Source organism: Salinibius halmophilus, assembly GCF_003577475.1.
Taxonomy (GTDB): Bacteria; Pseudomonadota; Gammaproteobacteria; order Pseudomonadales; family Natronospirillaceae; genus Salinibius; species Salinibius halmophilus.
Window position 1 is genome coordinate 150311 of the sequence record NZ_QPEP01000004.1, and the last position, 16552, is coordinate 166862.

Below are 16552 nucleotides of genomic sequence, written 5' to 3' on the forward strand. Positions count from 1 at the left end.
TTATTCCTCTTTGTTACGTGCCGTTTTGGCTTGATGATATTGTTCTACGTAATAAAGTGGCCGCTGTTTCGATTCATTATACACTCGGCCCAAATACTCCCCGAGGATACCAATAAACAGTAGCTGCACGCCACCAATGAACAGAATTGCCACCATTAATGACGGATAACCCTGCACCGGCTCACCCCAAATAATGGTTTTCGCCACAACAAATAGCGCATAAATAAAGGCGAAAAAGGCGATACTGCCACCCAGGTAAGAGGCAATTTTTAGCGGAGCAATGGTAAACGAAGTAATGCCTTCTAGGGCAAAGTTCCATAACTTCCAGTAATTAAACTTGGTTTCACCTGCTGCGCGTGCATCACGGTGATACACCAAGGCTTTCTGAGGGTAGCCCACGTAGGCAAACAAACCCTTCATAAAACGGTGTTGCTCACGCAGTTCGTTCAAGGCATCCACAGCGCGGCGGCTCATTAAACGAAAATCGCCGGTATCTTTTGGGATTTCAACACGCGAGATACGCTGAATAATACGGTAGAACCAGCTTGCCGTGGCTTTTTTGAAGAAGGTTTCACCATCACGCTCTGCACGCTGGGCATACACGACGTCGTAGCCTTCGCGCCAGTGTTTTACCATATCTACAATGAGTTCTGGCTGATCTTGCAGGTCGGCATCAATAATCACCACAATGTCGCCTTTGGCATGGTCAAACCCGGCGGTCATCGCCGGCTCTTTGCCAAAGTTACGGCTTAGGTTAATCGCCGACACACGCTCATCTTCTTCGCACAAGCGCTGCATAATGGCATAAGTGCCATCTTTTGAACCGTCGTTCACATAGAGAATTTCGGTCCGAATATCTTCATTCGCTTGCAGCTGCTCGGCCACTGCTGCTGTGCGTCTGTGAAACTCTTCTAGCACTTCTTCTTCGTTGTAGGCCGGTACAATAATCGACAGTAACGTACTCATGACTGTTCCTTAAACGTCCACAGACGGTTACAAATAAAGTTAAACACCAGAACAATGCCGGTCGCTAATACTTGCGCTAACAAATACCAAATATGTATGTAGGTAATCATGGCATGCATCAAGGATGCATTTAATATCAAGCCAATGGCGGCAATAGTAAAGAACCTAGGTACCGCTCGTTTATGGTCTGCCTGGTTAGAAAACGTCCAGTGGAAGTTCAACCAATAGTTTACTAACGCGCCCACCATGTAGCCTAGCGTGGTAGCCAGTACAACCTCTACCCCTAGAATCTCCCTAAGCACAACCAGGGTGGTGTAGTGCGCAACCGTGGCAATTGCCCCTACGCTGGTGAACTTGGCAAACTGCTTACGCCAACTCATTGTGGTTTCCTTACAAATACGCCAACCCTGTTTTGGCCTTGCTCATAGAATGGCTGCCAATAAAACTCGTCTTTAATTTGGTCATATACCTTCGCCCAAGGAGAAGGCTGTACCCGGTTGGTATCGCGTGGCATCCAGCTTATGTACTCAATGCCTCGTGAACGCAACCAATTAAGAGGCGCTTCCATTTCGCCACGATAGAACTTTTTCGTGTCTTCAAACTTAATACCCAAATGCGTACCACCGCCATACCAAGTGAGGTAGTGGTTATACCAGCCATAGGCTAGCGGTTGATTGGAGAACAAAGACATCACACCAGACATCGAGTAGGCATTCTTATCCGCCGACTCTAGCACCACGCCTTTTGGCAGGTTCTGCATAAACGCAATTTTGTCGCGATTGGTCGCGTCACGGTCAAGCCATTGGTGGCCATGCAGATGCCCCATAGATGGTTTTTGACCATTTAACGCCACTATGAGCATGGTTGGTGCGTAAGTCATTAACGCGAGCAACACAACCGTTGTCACGCCCTGCATCCACTTCTTCTTGCTAGCTAACCCTAGCGCACCAAGCATCAAAATTGCTGCTACCCATAAGTAGCCCCACCACTTCATGGTGCTGTTGGTGCGCACATGTTTGCCACCCGTTGGGTCATCCACATAGATGCCTTCTGTAATGGCAATCAGGAAGAAAATGGTCACCGACATGGTGATGTATAACTTGCGGTTAGTTTTATCGAACCAACCCACAACACCCAGCACTAACAATGGCCAAAACAGCATCAACAGCTTATTCGCTGGGGTGCGGTCCATTTCCGCCACAATTCGGAATGGTGTACTGAGCGAGCGGTCGGCAAAGTGCGTCATAAATGGTTGAATTAATACAAAGCCAATTAATCCAGCACCCAAAAGTACCGGCCAATCTGGTGGTATGCGCCGCCAGTGTCGGTAAATTGCCCAAGCCACACATATGATGCCGTGCAATGGCAACACCCAGGTGTTCGACAGTAAAATCGCCGGCACCGTTAGTGCCATGAGTGCCTGCGCTGGGCGATTATTTGGCTCGCGCTCTAGTACGGCAATACAAGCCAACAGAATAAGCACCAGGAAGAAACCAGCCAGCGGTGGATGGTAGTCACCAACATAATACTGATAACTGAAAATTTCCGACGGCATCTCACGTGCTTGCCAGTTTTCAGGCACGTCACCTTGCCAGCTCATCTGCGGATGAATCAGCCATAGAATGGTCTTCTTAAACATTCCCACTTCACCATCGCGTACCGCTTGCGCTGTTTCATCATCCAGCTCAGGCATAAACACATCAGTGATCGGCTTGCGAATTTCACGTGGGTCGTCTGGGCGCATCCAGCTGCTTTCAAAGTTACCAATAAAGCGCGTTGCCGAAGTAGTTAAAATGGCATTGCGATACCAATAATCAGCGTTGTGAATGCCATCTTTGTTGACCATCACCGTAATAAACGGCGAAATACCCGTACCACCAAATACCATCACCAGCGTTAATAACAATGGCTTCCAGCGGGTTTTGAACCATACCGGAATATTAATCAGCAGTACTTTCAGAACGCTCAACAAAATCTTCAGTGCGCTGTGGCGCTGTGGCGGGTGCTCGTTCATTGGCAACTTAAGCGTGCTCGCCATGCTTAATAGCCACTTACCGGCAGTGGCATCTGCTTTCACCAGCATCACTTTACTAAAATGCCAAGCCAGTGCGATGGTAGATGCCTGAATCAACGAGTAGGCAATGTTGTAGGTGTAACCGCCGTCTAGGCCAAACAACCGCCCCATAAACGCCGCAGCATAGTGCATAAAGGCGTAGTAGAAATCGAAATTGTATGGGTAGTGCCACTTGTCTTCTGGTGGTAGTTGCGCCCCGTCCATATAGTTATTGATGAAATATAGGTCGGTAATGCGCTCAGACTGAATGTTGATGTCTGGGTACATGTAGCGCCACCACATGGAATAGGCAAAGCCCATAAAAAACGCTACTTCAGCCCAATGAAAGCCAGTTCGCCAAAGTGTGTTGCGACGACGATACAGCACATACAAAGCCGCAACGGTCGTTAACGGCCATGCCCAGCTGATATCACCAAAACCGACAAAGTGCTCTATAAAGAACAGCACCATGGAAATAATCAACACAGCGCCAGCACGAGCAATGGCATAGTGCGGCAACCATTTACCAGCTGCCGCCGTTAAACCAGCGAGATTGATTAAAATAAGCGCAATGATGAAAAAGTTATAAATATGCAGCATGACTTACCTCACTCGCTGCCATACGCCGACTTTATGGAGCTTGCCGCCGAACTCAGAATCGAAGAATGGCACCCAAGCAAAGTCTTCTGCTAGGTAGTCATCCACAACAAGCCATTTTTTATCACGCGCCTGCACGTCTTCTGGCGCCCAGATCACGTAGTCGATGTTTTCCCCATCAATAAACTGCTTGGCTTCCACTGCCGACATTTCACCGTTGTAGAAACGCGTTGCCTTTTGCACACGCATGTTAAGGAAGTTAGGTCGCCCTAACCAGCCACCTTGGTGACCATGCCAACCAATATAACTTGGCAGCTCGGCAAAGAGCGCATAGCGCGTGGTGAAGGTGTAAGCTCCCGTGGTAGGCGCTTCTAAGACTATGCCTTTTGGCAGCTCATCCAGGTAATTCTGCAAGTCTCGGTTCGAGGCATCCTGCGTAAACCAGTGGTGGCCAGCAATAACGCCACGCGAGTTATGATCGCTGTTTAGCAAGAAGCTAATCGAAAACGGCAAATAGCTTAATAACGCCACCATTACAGCGGCCGACGCCCACTTATAGCGCGGCAGCGTCAAACCGATGGCAACGCCAATGACCATTAGAAGATTTAAGTAAGACCACCACTTCAACGCCGTATTAAAGCGCGCGTACTGTCCACCCATACCATCGCTGAAGTAGAAGAACAGGGTAAAGATTAGGCCGACTAATATTGTTGCAACCACGGCAATGAGCGCCGAGTTTCGGTAGTGCCAAATCAAAATAGGCAGCAGTACCAATAACGGCCACCATTGCAGCACGGCTTGCCAAGGTGTGCCGCCTTGCACCGCTGTCAACGCTGGTGATAGCGACGAACCAGCAAAGTAGCCCAAAAACGGTAGTAACAAGCCAATCGCAATGGCACCACCGGCTAACACCGCCACATAATTAAGTTGTTTTTGCACAGCGCGAACCGCTAACCAAACCAACACAAATAGCGCATGCAACGGGAACACCCACGCATTGACGGCAATCATTAACGGTGCACTTGCCGTGGCATAGGCTGTAAGGCCCATACTGGCTTTTTTATCAACGCCTTGTTGCACCCATAACATGGCCGCCGCAGCAGATAGTGCTAATAAAAAGCCTCCCAATGGTGGGTGTAAATCACCGTTGAACAGCAAATAGGCGGTCGTTTCAATTGGCAAAATTGGCATTGGCGACGAGGCACCAGCAAACAGCAATTCACCTAAAGGCCCATTAGCACGGTCGGCAAAACCACCAATGGCACGCACGCTCGCCCACAGGTACTGGCTTGCCACACTGGCGTTTGTCGCCCAACCATCAAAGTTCCAAATGGCTAAAGACAGCACTGTTATACCAGAGCCGCCAAGCAAAACTGCGGCAGCAAACAGGCCATTCCAACGTTTTTTAAGCTGTAAAGCTGAGCCAATCGACCAAGCCAAGCCAGCCAATGAACCCGCCACAATTGGCCAAGCTAGGTTGTAGTTAACACCGATATTAAAATCGAAGATGCGGCCATATAAGGCAATGGCATAGTGTTGAAAGGCGTAGTAGAAATCGAAATTATAACCCGACAACCAAACATCCGGTGGCGGTAGCGTTACCCCTTGGCGGTAGTTGGCAACGAAGTAGAGATCGGTCATCTCCTCGGCAACCGGGTTGATGTCGGGTAGTAGGAAGCGCCACGCCAGTGCATAAATAAACGCCAGTAAAAAAGCTGCCTCTGGCCACCAAAATTTGGCAGTGAGTAGCTGATCTTGATGGCGCCAGAGTATGTAAACAGACAGCGCGGTAATCAGTGGCCATACCCAAGCCAAGTCGCCTAGCCCTATGATATGTTCAACGAAGAACAGAACCAGACTGATGCCAATGATGCCGATAAATCTGGCTAGGTTGCGCTCAGGTACAACTTTTTGCACTAAAACGCCCAGTGCAATGAGGTTGGTGAGCACTATCACAACCGATAGTGATAAGTAGATCAGGGTGATCATTCCCGCGAGTCTCCGCCTTAGGTTTACCGCTCAGTCATCCAAACATACGCGGCCGCACGTACTCAATATGGGTAATAGTGGACAGCATGACTGGGCGTGTTGTTAGCTATTTTTATAATCACCCGACATATAAACACAAACTATTTAATGATGCATGTGATCATGTCGTCAAATCAGCCTTAGGGAGAGTAAAGAAGCATTGTTGGCGATGTTTTTTTGAACCGCTTCAAGCTTTGTTGGTGCCCACAGGTAGCGCATCTTCGACCAATCGCCACGCGCATACAGCTCATGCCAGTTTGGTACCTGCACACAATCGATGAACTTAGCACCTATACCTTGGCAAACTTTTTGTGATGCTTTGTTTTCTGGGTTGGTGGTAATCCACAACGGCCAGATGTTGGCCGCTTGCGCATAAGGTAAGAGCATTTTTACGCCTTGTTGGGCAAATCCACGGCACCGATAAGCAGGGTCGATACCATAGCCAATATGCCCACACCAATGGCGCAAGTCTTGGTTTTCACCAAAGCGTAAATCAAAAGAGCCAACAAAGTGGCGTTGAAAATAGAAGCGAAACATCAGCGCTGGCACATTTGCCAGCGCGTCTTCAGCCGCTAACCAGCGGTGCGGCACAAGCCGAAAGTCACCACTTTGGTAAGCTGGCGGTAGAGGTTTACTTGCCCGATTCCAAGGCGCCGTAAGCCATGAGTCGATCATAACGGCGATCTACCAAGTCTGCTAGGTTAAAGCCTTGCAATTCTGCCAATTGGTTTTCCAAAATAGCTTTAATGCTGGCCGCGGTTGCATCGTAATCACGATGTGCACCACCTAGTGGCTCATCGATTACGGTGTCAATTAAGCCTAGTTCATGCACACGAGCTGCAGCAATACCCATTGCCTCAGCTGCTTCGGCAGCTTTTTCGTTCGTGCGCCACAGAATTGATGCACACCCTTCTGGTGAAATAACCGAATAAGTTGAGTACTGCAGCATATTTACGTAGTCGCCTACGCCAAGCGCCAAAGCACCACCTGAACCACCTTCACCGGTAACGGTGCAGATAATTGGGGTTTTTAGCGATGACATTTTCAGCAAGTTATACGCAATGGCTTCACTTTGACCACGCTCTTCGGCGTCTTTACCTGGGTAAGCACCGGCGGTATCAATAAAGGTGAATACTGGCATGTTAAAGCGCTCAGCGGTTTCCATTAGGCGTAGCGCCTTGCGGTAACCTTCTGGGCGTGGCATACCAAAGTTGCGTTTTACTTTCTCGTCTACTTGGCGGCCTTTATCTTGACCAATAATCATGACTGGCGTGCCGTTTAGGCGAGCCGTACCACCAATAATGGCTGCATCGTCAGCAAAGTGGCGATCGCCATGCATTTCATCAAAATCGTCAAAAATGCGGTCAATGTAGTCCGAAAAATATGGACGCATTGGATGGCGAGCCAGCTTCATAATCTGGCCTGAGTTCAAGTTAGCGAATAGGTCGCGTGTTAACTTGTCGGATTGCTGCTTTAAACGAGCAATCTCTTCACCAATGTTTAGGTTATTGTCGTTACCAACTAAACGAAGCTCTTCAATTTTGGCTTCTAGTTCGGCAATCGGTTGTTCAAAATCTAGGTAATTAAGGTTCATAAGCGCGTGCTGTCCCTCGAAACTAAGTGCAAGCGTACTGAGTTGTGAAACTCGAGGCAACCTGTTCTAAGTCATTGTCTTGTGCGCATTTGGAAATAATTAATATTCGGTTAGCGATTTACGGCCAAACCGGCATTACTTTCGCGCCTAAAGCCTGCCACTGTCGCAATAAATAGGCCCAGTTGTCAGGCAGATCAACCACAATATCCACACGCTCTTGGCTATACGGGTGTTCAAAGGTTAACCGCTTGCAGCGCAGAGCTAAGTCTTGCCAGTGGAAGTTGTCACGAAATAATCGATTGTGGCGCCCTTCCCCATAACGCGTATCGCCCACTATTGGGTGCAACAAATGTTTAAGGTGGCGGCGAATTTGGTGCTTGCGCCCAGTATGCAAGCGACACTCAATACGGCTATATCTAGCTTCGGGGAACTGACCAACGCTAATCGGCAAGCTAATATGAGCAAGTGGAACAAAAGAGGTTTGCGCCGCCTGCACAGGGCTGTTTAAGCGATCAAACTCTGCATCATCGCGGGCGTATTTGAGCGGATAATCCAAGCATAGTTTGTCCATCATCCAACCACGGGCAAAGCAGTCATACACTTTTTCCGTGCTTGGCAGATGCCAAATGGCTTGCATATCGCGCGCCGCCTCGGCGCTTTTCGCTAATACCACCGGCCCCGTCGTGGGCCGGTCAAGACGATTCACTGCTCGCAAGCCTTTGCCAAGGCGAGTGATTAATGTGTCGGTAACTTTTGGATCCATCGGGCTTGGATGAACAAAAAGCCCGGCAGGTTTATTAGCAATTAAATAATGTTGATCTTCAAAGAGAATCTCGACGGGTTTAGAAGTCTTCGTCGTCATCGGATAGTTCAGTAATAATAGGCGAGTTGCATTTGTTACATAAGCCTTCAATGATCACAACGCCGTTGAGTTCGTACTCTTTTGGCTCATGCATGCCAAGATCTACCTCCATACATTCGCCACACCATGTATACTCGAGGAACTGAGCTTGCTCCTCTTCTGGTCGTGCGTAAAAATCACGTTCAATGATTTCATCTGTCATGGATTTTGACCTCAAGGCCGATAAAATGGAGCTCCATTATAGACTTATACACGAGCATTACCATGAGATTTCCAACGATCATTGCATTTGAATCGGTGAATGATGAGAACCCCATCCCAACCGCCATTGCTTGGACCCTGCCTGATGGTCAATATAAGTCGGTACTGGTAAAACCTGCTGAAACTTGGCGCGAAGACATTGAAGAACACGGTGTGGCATTTGGCCGCGCGGTAGAAGAGCTTGATGACCTAGGTGAAAACATTGTTGATATTGCTCGCGAGCTAACACACGACCTAGGCGATGAAACTGTCTACAGTGACCAGCCAGACGAAGCCCAAGCCTGCCTAGAAAAGCTGTTTGAAACCGTAGTGCAAGAGTGCCCATGGGAAGTCACTGGTATGCCTGAGCTATTTGGTGACTGGCAACGGGAAGAGTACGAGGACGTGCGCCGCGAGGAGGTAGACGCTCTAGCGTTGAATTTATCTACCGCAGAAGAACGTTTGTTAGTCGATCGCAGCATGGTAGCTCGCCATCTAAACCCTTTGCCCAACACCGCCGATTGGTATTTAGACGACGAGTAGCATAAAGATTACCCGGTGGTGGCCCAGCGCGTGTTTTCGCTGGGCCACACTGGCCGGAAACGGTCATTCCCGCGAAGGCGGGAATCTAACCGCCAAATTTGAAAACAGGAAATTAGACACCCGATAAAAGCACTCGGGTGTGACGAATGGGTTTGTTTCCCGAACCTTCGGTTCGTAAGACCTACGCCAAACCAACCCGTCATTCCCGGCAACAAAACCAACCCGTAGGTTGCACGGCGCGTTTTTTTTTGCGCCGGGCAACATGCGCACAAACAAAAATACCGGCAAGCGCCGGTATTTTTAGCAGATGCCCGATTCATCTAATCGGGCGAACAACGATCAATCGCGATTAAGCAATGCCGTTGATGATTGCGTTTAGCGTTGCGCTTGGGCGCATTACCTTATCCGCTTTTTCAGCGTTTGGTAGGTAGTAACCGCCAAGGTCTGCTGGTGCACCTTGCACTTCGGCTAGCTCAGCGACAATTTTCGCTTCGTTGTCAGAGAGCTGCTTGGCAACCCCTTCGAACTTGGCTTTTAGCTCAGCGTCGTCGTTTTGTGCTGCCAACGCTTCTGCCCAGTACAATGCTAGGTAGAAGTGGCTACCACGGTTGTCTAGCTCACCGGCTTTACGCGATGGCGACTTGTTCTCGTCTAGGAATTTGCCAGTACCCTTATCTAGCGCATCAGCTAGTACTTGCGCACGCTTGTTGTCGGTTACTTGTGACAAGTGCTCAAGCGATGCAGCCAATGCTAGGAATTCGCCTAGTGAGTCCCAACGTAGGTGGTTCTCTTTTTCTACCTGCTGAACGTGCTTAGGTGCCGAACCACCAGCGCCCGTTTCAAACAAGCCGCCGCCTTTCATTAGTGGCACGATAGATAGCATTTTCGCCGACGTACCTAGCTCCATAATTGGGAACAAGTCAGTCAGGTAGTCACGCATTACGTTGCCAGTAACCGAGATGGTGTCTTGACCTGCTTTAACACGCTCTAGCGTAAAGCGAGTTGCTTCAACGTGATCCATAATGTGGATCTCTAGGCCGTTGGTGTCGTGCTCAGGTAGGTACTGGTTAACTTTTTTGATGAGCTCAGCATCGTGCGAGCGCTTCGCATCCAACCAGAATACCGCTGGCATGCCACTTAAACGTGAGCGGTTAACCGCAAGCTTAACCCAGTCACGGATTGGCTCGTCTTTCGTCTGACACATACGGAAGATGTCGCCAGCTTCAACCGTTTGCTCAAGCAAAGTTTCGCCAGAGTTTTTGTCAACAATCTTCACGGTACCGGCTTCAGCCACTTCAAACGTTTTGTCGTGCGAGCCGTACTCTTCTGCTTTTTGTGCCATCAAACCAACGTTAGGCACGGTACCCATTGTTGTTGGATCGAATGCGCCGTTTTCTTTGCAGAACTTGATGGTTTCATCATAAACCCAAGCAAAAGTGCGATCTGGGATCACAGCTTTCGTGTCTTGCGTTTCGTCGTTGGTGTTCCACATCTGACCAGAGGTGCGGATCATTGCAGGCATAGACGCATCGATGATCACGTCGCTTGGTACGTGCAGGTTTGTGATGCCACGGCTAGAATCAACCATCGCCAGCGCTGGGCGGTTGGCATAAACCGCTTCAAGATCCGCTTCGATCTCAGCTTTTTTGTCAGCTGGCAGCGATTCGATTTTGCTGTATAGATCGCCGATACCATTATTAGGATCAACACCCAGCTCAGCAATCACATCAGCATGCTTTTCAAAAACATCTTTGAAGAATACTTTTACTGCGTGACCGAAGATGATTGGGTCAGACACCTTCATCATGGTGGCTTTCATGTGCAGCGAGAACAAAACTCCTTTTGCTTTCGCATCTTCAATTTGCTCTTCAATAAACGCTTGCAGTTTTGCAGCACTCATTACTGAGCAGTCGATCACTTCGCCTGCTTTCAGTGGCGTTGATTCTTTTAGAACCGTACCGTTTAGCTCGATGCGAACGTCCGTTGCTTCAGCAACCGTCGTCGACTTTTCAGAACCGAAGAAGTCACCGTCGGTCATTGAAGCGACGTGTGACTTAGAATCAGCTTTCCACTCACCCATGCGGTGTGGGTTCTTCTTAACGAAGTTCTTCACAGCTGCTGGTGCGCGACGGTCAGAGTTACCTTCACGAAGTACAGGGTTTACTGCTGAGCCTTTGATCTTGTCGTAAACCGCTTTGGCAGCCGCTTCTTTGTCGTTGCTTGGGTTAGCAACATAGTCTGGTACGGCAAAGCCTTTGCTCTGAAGCTCTTTAATGGCTGCATTCAACTGCGGAATAGAGGCAGAGATGTTTGGCAGCTTGATGATGTTTGTCATCGGGTCTTGCGTTAGCTCACCTAGCTCAGCTAGGGCATCACCAATGCGCTGATCTTCTTTTAGGTACTCTGGGAAGTTGGCAAGAATACGGCCAGCCAGAGAAATATCGCGCGTTTCAACACCAACACCTGCTGGCTTAGTGAAAGCTTCGATGATTGGTAAGAAAGAATAAGTCGCCAACTGTGGCGCTTCATCGGTAATCGTATAGATGATCTTTGGTGTTTGCGTTGTCATCGCTCGTTCCAACTCCGTTGATTGTTATTTTTGTACCGCTAACAGACTAGACTGCAGCCTGTGTGCACGCCAACGAAACCATAGAAATCAACTGTCTATTTCATCTAGCCGCTGGGGTCGCGAAAACGGTACACTAATACTGCCCTAAAAACTGCTCGGCATTATATCAGAGCCAAGTGACATTTACGCCCGCCTAACATTCAGCAGATTTATGATCAGCATAACCTTATTTAATAAACCATTTAATGTTCTTTGCCAGTTTACCGATCAAGAGGGCCGTGAAACCCTTGCCGATTTCATTAAACAACCCGGTATCTATGCAGCAGGCAGACTAGACAGAGATAGTGAAGGCTTACTTCTGCTTACCGACAACGGGCCGTTAAATGCACTCATCACCCACCCGAAAAACAAGATGTGGAAAACCTACATCGTACAGGTAGAAGGCGCACCAAACCCTGAAGCAGTGGCGCAGCTATGTAAGGGGGTTGAGCTAAAAGATGGCATGACCAAACCTGCCAAGGTGCGCGTTATCGATGAGCCAAGGTGGCTATGGCCACGCAATCCACCGGTACGCGAGCGCAAATCTATCCCAGACCATTGGCTAGAAATAAAAATCAATGAGGGGCGTAACCGGCAAGTTCGCCGCATGACCGCCCACGTTGGCTTACCAACACTAAGGCTGATAAGAACAGCAATTGGCCCTTTTGAGCTAAACAACTTAGCGCTAGGCGAATACTGCACTCAACCTGTGCCACAAAGCATTTTGACTGAGTTGGCCAATAAAAAAACCTCACCAAGGCGCCCCACTAATAACCAGCCAGCCACGCGCGGTAAGAGCCCTAAGCAGTTTAAGAGCCCTCAGCCGGTAAAGAGCCCTCAGCAGCGTCCTGGGCGAAGAAATCGACCTTAAAAATACGTACCTGCTCGCGGCGCCAGTCTTGCCAAGCCGCCTCCCCCATACGCTCTTTTTGCTGAATTAACTGATGCTCAAGCTCGGCTAACGCGTCTTGATAGCGCGCAACCATTTCTTTTTGATTTGCTTGAGTTTGTGCCAAAAATTGATAGCGCGCTTGCTCTGTTTGATTCAGCAACTGTGCTGCTAGTGCTTTTTTTGTGGCCGCAGACAACTGGGGAATTTTTTTCACCAAAAACTCATATTGTTGACGGCCGCTTTGCAAGCTAGGAATGTCCGGCAAGCTGGCAATTAGCATGTCGGTATCTTGGTGGTTTAGCTGGTCAACTGCCAGTTGCCAGTCGTACAGGGCATATTGGTCGGCATGTAGCCACATGGCATGTTCTCCCCAAACCGCGTGATCAACTGCTTTTATAGCAGCAACTTTATCTTGCAATTGTGTGTCGCTAGGCAAAATTAATTGGCCCATCCGCTGCTCATGCTCAGCCTTTCTTTGCTCATAAGTGCTAAGTAAATCCTGTAATTTATCTGGCATATCGGGTGAGACACAATCAACGCAGGTGCCTAGCCACTGCTCCACTTCATGCTGCAGGGTAAGGCCCTCAAGCGCCAGCAAGGGTTGCCAAGCTTTACTAACCGAAGGTTCAGGCGCTGGTGAAGGCAAAGCATCTAGTACCTGTGGTATGTCAATTTGCTTCTTGTCCCGCACAGGGCTCAGGCTTGCCTGCTCAACACTGGTTTCTGCAACGTCGTCCACAGCCACGCCAACAGGCTGCAGGGCTAGCAATAAAAGGCCGCCCAATAGGGCGACCGTGGTTACAGCATAGATACGACGTCTGTTGATCATTTCTGCAGATCTACCGAGACTGGGAAGTGATCAGACAGATCCCAATGCTCCCACAAGCGAGCATCGGTTGAGCGCGGCACCGTCACCTCATTAATATTGCTTTGACTTTGGTCGTACTCGTTACTCACGAGGATATAATCGAGGTATTCAACCACATCATATTCTGCTGCAAAGCTGTTAATGCGCGGGTCAAACGTTGAGGCAGTGTAACCAGCATATCCTGGCTCACTCGCATTCAAGTTCGCTAGCATTGCTGGGTAGTCGCTGGTGGCAAACTTAAGTTTATTAACATTAAAATCGCCGCCATAGATCACCATCTCGTTTTGTGGAATGCCTTGATCACGCGCAAACTTGCGCATCATTTGGAACTGCTCTTGACGTAAACGGCGGGCTTCATCGGTATCAAAAGACGCTGCATGCGTGGCGAACAAATGATACGACTCACCATTCTTCACCACTTCTGCATAGTTAATGCCTTTATCAGCAAAACAGTCGGTGCCCGAGCAATCTGGGAACACTAACTGCGCCTGATTAACAATTGGATAGCGGCTTACAATGGTGACACCGCCATCAAAGATGTTCACACTATTGTTATCGAGCATACGCGTTTGATACGGATATTCACGTGCTAGCTCAGCTAAAAACGCATCACGGCCAGGGGCAAACACCTCTTGTAGCATCACCACGTCGTAGCCTTTCATGTATTGCGGCAATAAATCTAGGCGATCATCAATGTGCGACGCCACGAGTGGCAATGCCCAGATGTTATACGTCATCACCGATAACCCCTCGGCTACAGGCGCTTGTGTCTCTGGTGATAGGGTGTAGTAAAGGTCATCGTAGCGGACAGTGAAGTCTGCTTTGGTTGCTAGTTCAGCGAGTTGGTTTTGATCGAACCCAGTATCAAACCGATGGATCGTTCGATCTGAAAACCAGCGTGGCGACAAATCATGGGCTTGCACGCCATGTGCTAAGTTTGAACTCCACCAAGTGCCTGTCATTTTTTGATTTAGGCGGTATTGCAAGCCTTGCGGAGACGTTAGGCGAGTTTCGAAATAGTAGTCATCGCCCCATTTCACGCCTACATAACGATTAAAACTCAACACCATCTTGGTTTCATAGGGGGCGATGGTGTCCACATGTTGAAACCACTCGTCCCCCTCCACCAAACGATCACTGCCCCAGTGAAATACATCTACTGTTAGTGGTTGGTCACTATTATTAGTGAAATAGACATCCGTGTCGGCTTGTGCAAACGCTGCCATCATCGCAACGAGCACGATCATTATTTTTTTCATCTCTCAGCCTTGGTCTATACCAGTTAATCGGAATAGTCAGGCTAAACAACAATTGTGGCAATTCGATAAAGCGCTCATTTCAATTCAATGATGTACGTTATTAGAAAAACGCACCTTATTGTTGGATGTCCCCCATGGCACTAGCCTCTGGCATTCGCGTATCAGTAAAATAGTGATAGGCTCGTTATTGTGGAGCGTTGAGGAGTCTGTATGTCATTACTGGTTGGTCCAATTGTTCGTCGTGTTTCGTCTACACAGGCGTGCATTTGGCTATGCAGTCAAACAGATGCTGTCGCGGTTTCAGCAACCGACGCCAAGGTGCACCTACACACGTTAAAAATTGGAGAGCACTGCCATGCTCATTTGGCCACGCTGGATTTTGCTAACGCCTTAATCCCAGGCCAACGTGTTGATTACGATATCGTGATAAACGAGCAGACCATCGCTCAACACAGCCCTTATTTACTGCTACATGGCGAATCAACTCCTTATTTTTATTACCGGCCCAAGCTGTTAAAGGTATTGCATGGCTCTTGTCGCAAACCACACCACGATAGCATAGATGGACTAGTCCAAGCGGAAAGTCTGTTACACGAAGATTGGCCGGATTTACTAGTGATGACCGGTGATCAGGTTTACATCGACGATGTATCACCCGATATGCTGCACCGTATTCACGAGCTTATCACTCATTTGGGGATTGCCGATGAGCATCTACCGAGTGAAACTGTGCCCCTCGCAAGCAAGTTGCATGATGAGCAACATCTCAATAAACGCCCTGATTTGCTGCCCGATACCCACGCGCAAGCTCAGTTTTTTGGTGGAAAGAAAAAACCCATTTTTACCTCTGCTTACGCCGACAACCATTTAATTAGCTTTGCTGAAGTGGTGGCCATGTACTTGTTAACCTGGTCACCGGCCACCTGGCAGCTAGTGGGCGAACCAGAAACCGACGTCATTAAACGGTTTGCCGAGGGCATGCCAAAAGTAGCTCGACTGCTTGCGCATATCCCAACAGCAATGATTTTTGATGACCATGACATCACTGATGATTGGAACCTTACCGCTGGTTGGGAGCGTGCGGCCTACAACCATCCACTATCCAAGCGCATTATTGGAAACGCGTTGTTAGGCTATTTTATCTTTCAGGGCTGGGGCAATCAGCCAGAGTCATTCGACCAAGCTTTGTTAACCAAGTGCCAAACAGGCCTGCAGCAGCTCGGCGAACACGACTCGCTCATCGACGATTTATTAGCATTCGATCAGTGGCATTACAGCTTAGATACCCAACCTAAACTTGTGGTACTTGATACTCGCACGCATCGCTGGCGTTCGGAGCGCAATGAAAACAAGCCATCTGGCCTAATGGATTGGGAGTCTCTGACTAATTTCCAGCAAAGCATACTTGGTGAACCGGCGGTGATTGTTGTTTCACCATCGCCGATCTTTGGGGTGAAACTGATTGAGGCCATTCAAAAACTATTTACCCTGTTTGGCCAACCACTGATGGTAGACGCCGAAAACTGGATGGCACACCCAGGCTCGGCCAACACCTTAATGAACATTTTTTACCACCCTAAAACGCCGCAAACCTTCACTATTTTGTCGGGCGATGTGCACTATTCATTTGCCTATGATATTGAACTGCGCCAGCGCGAGGATGGCCCAGATATCTGGCAAATTACCTCCAGTGGTATCAAAAATGAGTTTCCGGCTGGGCTGTTGGCTTTTTTCGACCGTGCTAACCGTTGGTTATATGCCCCCTACTCGCCACTAAACTTATTTACCAAACGCCGCCATATGCGCGTTACCCCACGCCGCCCAGTGCCTGCCAGCAAAGGGCGTCGGTTGGCGAATCAGGCGGGCATAGGTTTAGTAAAGTTTAATCAGCACGGCCAACCAACCGAATTGGTAGACATTGGCGAAGAAGTGATTCGCTTCGAGTTAGAACAGCACGCAGGGCGGTGGGAATAACAAGCATCTGAGGGAATTAATCAGTCGAGCGCTAGCTTAAAGCTCACACCAACATTATCAAACGACAG

The 16552-nt window shown here is 48.8% G+C and carries 14 protein-coding genes; 3 read left to right on the forward strand and 11 right to left on the reverse strand.

Features of this window, described 5'->3' with window-relative positions:
- The 8 genes from DUW71_RS05665 to DUW71_RS05700 form a co-directional block, all read right to left on the reverse strand.
- Positions 1-966, reverse strand: coding sequence for a glycosyltransferase family 2 protein (locus DUW71_RS05665; protein ID WP_119394276.1), 966 nt, complete (start codon positions 964-966; stop codon positions 1-3).
- Entirely contained in the window at positions 963-1346 is a 384-nt protein-coding gene (locus DUW71_RS05670) for a GtrA family protein (protein ID WP_119394277.1), read from the reverse strand. Before DUW71_RS05670 ends, DUW71_RS05665 begins: the two co-directional genes overlap by 4 nt.
- Positions 1343-3619 (reverse strand): DUF2298 domain-containing protein, encoded by a 2277-nt coding sequence (locus tag DUW71_RS05675; protein ID WP_119394278.1) that lies wholly within the window; start codon positions 3617-3619, stop codon positions 1343-1345. The genes DUW71_RS05670 and DUW71_RS05675 overlap by 4 nt, the downstream gene beginning before the upstream one ends.
- A 3-nt stretch (positions 3620-3622) precedes the next feature.
- On the reverse strand, positions 3623-5605 hold the full coding sequence (locus tag DUW71_RS05680; protein WP_119394279.1) for a DUF2298 domain-containing protein: 1983 nt from the start codon (positions 5603-5605) through the stop codon (positions 3623-3625).
- Positions 5606-5773: 168 nt separating this feature from the next.
- Entirely contained in the window at positions 5774-6319 is a 546-nt protein-coding gene (locus DUW71_RS05685; RefSeq protein WP_119394280.1) for a GNAT family N-acetyltransferase, read from the reverse strand.
- A complete protein-coding gene (locus DUW71_RS05690; protein ID WP_119394281.1) occupies positions 6276-7238 on the reverse strand; it encodes an acetyl-CoA carboxylase carboxyltransferase subunit alpha in 963 nt (320 codons plus the stop codon). The genes DUW71_RS05685 and DUW71_RS05690 overlap by 44 nt, the downstream gene beginning before the upstream one ends.
- Before the next feature lie 118 nt (positions 7239-7356).
- Positions 7357-8100: a pseudouridine synthase gene (locus DUW71_RS05695; protein WP_119394282.1), complete on the reverse strand. Its 744-nt coding sequence runs from the start codon at positions 8098-8100 to the stop codon at positions 7357-7359.
- Positions 8081-8302, reverse strand: a complete 222-nt coding sequence (locus tag DUW71_RS05700) for a hypothetical protein (protein ID WP_119394283.1) — start codon at positions 8300-8302, stop codon at positions 8081-8083. The genes DUW71_RS05695 and DUW71_RS05700 overlap by 20 nt, the downstream gene beginning before the upstream one ends.
- Positions 8303-8364: 62 nt before the next feature.
- Between DUW71_RS05700 and DUW71_RS05705 the strand changes: the two genes are divergently transcribed.
- A complete protein-coding gene (locus DUW71_RS05705; protein ID WP_119394284.1) occupies positions 8365-8883 on the forward strand; it encodes a hypothetical protein in 519 nt (172 codons plus the stop codon).
- 349 nt (positions 8884-9232) lie between these two features.
- Here DUW71_RS05705 and DUW71_RS05710 read toward each other — a convergent pair whose 3' ends face one another.
- Positions 9233-11452, reverse strand: coding sequence for an NADP-dependent isocitrate dehydrogenase (locus tag DUW71_RS05710; RefSeq protein ID WP_119394285.1), 2220 nt, complete (start codon positions 11450-11452; stop codon positions 9233-9235).
- A gap of 211 nt (positions 11453-11663) precedes the next feature.
- On the opposite strand from DUW71_RS05710, the gene DUW71_RS05715 reads away from it, so the two are divergent.
- The gene (locus DUW71_RS05715; RefSeq protein WP_119394286.1) at positions 11664-12362 is read left to right on the forward strand and encodes a pseudouridine synthase; all 699 of its coding nucleotides are present in this window, start codon (positions 11664-11666) and stop codon (positions 12360-12362) included.
- Here the strand turns inward: DUW71_RS05715 and DUW71_RS05720 are convergent.
- Together DUW71_RS05720 and DUW71_RS05725 are read right to left on the reverse strand one after the other, a co-directional pair.
- Positions 12301-13212 carry a hypothetical protein gene (locus DUW71_RS05720; protein ID WP_119394287.1) on the reverse strand — a complete coding sequence of 304 codons (912 nt, stop codon included), beginning with the start codon at positions 13210-13212 and terminating at the stop codon, positions 12301-12303. The two genes, DUW71_RS05715 and DUW71_RS05720, sit on opposite strands and share 62 nt — an antisense overlap.
- Positions 13209-14510 carry a sphingomyelin phosphodiesterase gene (locus DUW71_RS05725; RefSeq protein ID WP_119394288.1) on the reverse strand — a complete coding sequence of 434 codons (1302 nt, stop codon included), beginning with the start codon at positions 14508-14510 and terminating at the stop codon, positions 13209-13211. The genes DUW71_RS05720 and DUW71_RS05725 overlap by 4 nt, the downstream gene beginning before the upstream one ends.
- Before the next feature lie 210 nt (positions 14511-14720).
- Between DUW71_RS05725 and DUW71_RS05730 the strand changes: the two genes are divergently transcribed.
- Positions 14721-16484 carry an alkaline phosphatase D family protein gene (locus DUW71_RS05730; RefSeq protein ID WP_119394289.1) on the forward strand — a complete coding sequence of 588 codons (1764 nt, stop codon included), beginning with the start codon at positions 14721-14723 and terminating at the stop codon, positions 16482-16484.
- Positions 16485-16552 lie beyond the last annotated feature (68 nt).

What these genes read in the sequence shown, in the direction of transcription:
- DUW71_RS05665 (WP_119394276.1), bottom strand. Translation starts at nt 966, where the DNA reads ATGAGTACGTTACTGTCGATTATTGTACCGGCCTACAACGAAGAAGAA.
- DUW71_RS05670 (WP_119394277.1), bottom strand. Translation starts at nt 1,346, where the DNA reads ATGAGTTGGCGTAAGCAGTTTGCCAAGTTCACCAGCGTAGGGGCAATT.
- DUW71_RS05675 (WP_119394278.1), bottom strand. Translation starts at nt 3,619, where the DNA reads ATGCTGCATATTTATAACTTTTTCATCATTGCGCTTATTTTAATCAAT.
- DUW71_RS05680 (WP_119394279.1), bottom strand. Translation starts at nt 5,605, where the DNA reads ATGATCACCCTGATCTACTTATCACTATCGGTTGTGATAGTGCTCACC.
- DUW71_RS05685 (WP_119394280.1), bottom strand. Translation starts at nt 6,319, where the DNA reads ATGATCGACTCATGGCTTACGGCGCCTTGGAATCGGGCAAGTAAACCT.
- DUW71_RS05690 (WP_119394281.1), bottom strand. Translation starts at nt 7,238, where the DNA reads ATGAACCTTAATTACCTAGATTTTGAACAACCGATTGCCGAACTAGAA.
- DUW71_RS05695 (WP_119394282.1), bottom strand. Translation starts at nt 8,100, where the DNA reads ATGACGACGAAGACTTCTAAACCCGTCGAGATTCTCTTTGAAGATCAA.
- DUW71_RS05700 (WP_119394283.1), bottom strand. Translation starts at nt 8,302, where the DNA reads ATGACAGATGAAATCATTGAACGTGATTTTTACGCACGACCAGAAGAG.
- DUW71_RS05705 (WP_119394284.1), top strand. Translation starts at nt 8,365, where the DNA reads ATGAGATTTCCAACGATCATTGCATTTGAATCGGTGAATGATGAGAAC.
- DUW71_RS05710 (WP_119394285.1), bottom strand. Translation starts at nt 11,452, where the DNA reads ATGACAACGCAAACACCAAAGATCATCTATACGATTACCGATGAAGCG.
- DUW71_RS05715 (WP_119394286.1), top strand. Translation starts at nt 11,664, where the DNA reads ATGATCAGCATAACCTTATTTAATAAACCATTTAATGTTCTTTGCCAG.
- DUW71_RS05720 (WP_119394287.1), bottom strand. Translation starts at nt 13,212, where the DNA reads ATGATCAACAGACGTCGTATCTATGCTGTAACCACGGTCGCCCTATTG.
- DUW71_RS05725 (WP_119394288.1), bottom strand. Translation starts at nt 14,510, where the DNA reads ATGAAAAAAATAATGATCGTGCTCGTTGCGATGATGGCAGCGTTTGCA.
- DUW71_RS05730 (WP_119394289.1), top strand. Translation starts at nt 14,721, where the DNA reads ATGTCATTACTGGTTGGTCCAATTGTTCGTCGTGTTTCGTCTACACAG.